A 2,349-nucleotide genomic window follows, 5' to 3' on the forward strand; every position below is an offset into this window, starting at 1 on the left:
CGCGCGGCGGGCCTGCCCGCCACGCCCCTGGCCAAGACGGCCGCGGACGTCCTGGCCTGGGACCGGGAGCGCGGCGCGCCGCCCCTGGACGCGGGTTTCACCCCCGAGCAGGAGGCCGCCGCGCTGGCCGAGGCGGGGCGGGGAACGGGCGGCGGGCGCTGACCGTCCGGGAGCTGGGACCTCCGGGGCCGGACACCCCGTGGAACGTCCGTCTCCGTGACCGGCCGGGGCTGCGGGTTCTCCGCGCGGCCTCACGCCCCGAAGAACTCCCGCAGCACCGGCGCCAGCACGTCGGGCTCCACCGCGTGCGTCTGTCCCGGCAGCGTGCGGTGGCTTCCCCGCGGGAGGGACGCGGCCACCGCGCGGGCGCCCGCGCGCATCGCGTGCGGGCTCGCGCCCCCGTCCATGACCAGGGCCGGGGCCGTGACGCCCGCGAGCCGGCCGGCCGGGACCAGGCCCGTGCCGATCACCGCGTCGTCGTAGGCCAGCGTGGGCGCCACGGCGAGCAGGGGCGGCCACGCCTCCGTGTCTCGCAGCGCCTCCACCTCGGCCGGCGTCACGCCGACGACGGCGAGCACCTGCCCGATCGCCTCCGCCCGCCTGCCCTCGGCCAGCAGAGCCCTCAGGCGCCGGCTGTAGGCGGGACGGTCGCGGACCTCGGCGGGATCGGCGCGGTACGGGGGTTCGTACACGGCGACCCGTTCGATCGGCAGACCCGCCGCCGCGGCCTCCAGCGCCAGCGCGGCGCCCGAGGAGACCCCGTACACGCACGCGCCGCCGCCCGCCGCGGCGAGCAGCGCCGCCACGTCCTCGATCTCCCGCTCCACCGCGTACGGCGCCGTGTCCCCGCTGTCGCCCCTGCCGCGCCGGTCGTACGTGACGGCCTGGAAGCCGGGCGCCAGCAGGCCCGCCAGCGGTGCCGAGGTCTCCGCCGTGCCGAAGGAGCCGCCCACGACGATCACCGGCCGACCGCGCCCCGCGCGCCGGTAGGCGATCACCGTGCCGTCCGCCGACTCCGCCCTGCCCACGTTGTCCATGCGGGTGAAGACCGGGGGAGCCGTCGTAAGTCATCGCTTCGGTGCACATTCTTCCGGCAGGCCCGCCCGGCGGATGCGTGCCGGGCGGGTGCGTGCCGGCCGGATACGTGCGGGCCGGATGCGGGCCGGGCGGGCCGCCCGCCCCCGCCGGCGGCCCGCGTCGAGGTCCTCAGGCGCCGACGACCTCGGTGTCGTAGAAGCAGTAGTGCCCCTTGATCTCCGCGACCTCCGACTTCGGCTCCTCGTACGCCCAGACGAGGTCCGGGGCGTCCGGCAGCGACCAGTACGAGGCGTCGCCCTTGAAGGGACAGTGCGTCGTGGTGTCCGAGGGGGTCAGCAGGTCGAGGCGGACGTCCTCGGCCGGCAGGTAGTAGCGCACCGGCGAGCCCGTCTCGTGCAGGGCCAGCGGGCTGTGGCTGTCGGCGAGGACCTGGCCGTCCCGCTCCACCCGGACGTGCTGGGTGCTCCGCTCCACGGTGATCTTGTGTCCGAGTGCCATGGTGGTCGGTTCCCTTCGGCTGGGTGCGCGTGTCCCTCGCGGACACGGCCTCGTGCACGTGTCCCTGACGGACACGGCTCACCCTCAGTGCAGCGTCCCGCCCGGCGGCGTTCTTCCCCGGCCGCCGGACGGGTTCCGGCACTCTCTACGGTTGACCCATGAACATCTGCGTCTTCCTCTCCGCCGCCGACCTCGACGAGCGCTACACGCGCCCCGCGCGCGAATTCGCCGAACTGATCGGCCGTGGCGGCCACACCCTGGTCTGGGGCGGGTCCGACGTCGGCCTGATGAAGGTCCTCGCGGACGGGGTGGCGGACGCGGGCGGCCGGCTCGTCGGCGTGTCGGTCGACTTCCTCGCCGCCGCGGCGCGCGAGGAGGCCGACGAGATGCTCGTGGCGGGGGACCTCGCCGAGCGCAAGGCTCTCCTGCTGGCCCGCTCCGACGCGATCGTCGTGATGGTAGGCGGCACCGGCACGCTGGACGAGGCCACCGAGATCCTGGAGCTGAAGAAGCACGGCAAGCACACGAAGCCGGTGGTGCTGCTGAACACGGAGGGCTTCTACGACGGCCTCAAGCAGCAGTTCCTGCGCATGGAGGAGGAGGGCTTCCTCCCGCTCCCGCTGACGGACCTCGTGTTCTTCGCCGAGGACGGCGTCGGGGCGCTCGCCTTCCTGGAGGAGTCCATGGGACAGGAGTGACGGCCGACGGGGGGCGACGGCCGAGGCGGAGCCGGGGCCGGTCCGCGGCGGGGCGGTGGCGGGGCCTGCGGCAGTGGAGGAGCGCCGGGGGCGCGGCCGCGGGTGGCGTGCGGCC

Annotated in this window: 3 protein-coding genes; 1 reads left to right on the top strand and 2 read right to left on the bottom strand. The window is 75.6% G+C overall.

Annotated elements, in window-relative coordinates:
- Nucleotides 1–251: 251 nt before the first annotated feature.
- Both L1885_RS27265 and L1885_RS27270 read right to left on the bottom strand, forming a co-directional pair.
- Entirely contained in the window at nt 252–1,037 is a 786-nt protein-coding gene (locus L1885_RS27265) for an alpha/beta fold hydrolase (protein WP_235799820.1), read from the bottom strand.
- Nucleotides 1,038–1,206: 169 nt separating this feature from the next.
- A complete protein-coding gene (locus tag L1885_RS27270; RefSeq protein ID WP_235799821.1) occupies nt 1,207–1,536 on the bottom strand; it encodes a DUF427 domain-containing protein in 330 nt (109 codons plus the stop codon).
- Nucleotides 1,537–1,694: 158 nt separating this feature from the next.
- Here L1885_RS27270 and L1885_RS27275 point away from each other — a divergent pair, with 158 nt between their 5' ends.
- Complete coding sequence (locus L1885_RS27275) at nt 1,695–2,234, top strand: LOG family protein (RefSeq protein WP_235799822.1); 540 nt, start codon at nt 1,695–1,697, stop codon at nt 2,232–2,234.
- The last annotated feature ends 115 nt before the right edge of the window (nt 2,235–2,349 follow it).

It is taken from the genome of Streptomyces fuscigenes (assembly GCF_021556455.1).
Taxonomy (GTDB): Bacteria; Actinomycetota; Actinomycetes; order Streptomycetales; family Streptomycetaceae; genus Streptomyces; species Streptomyces fuscigenes.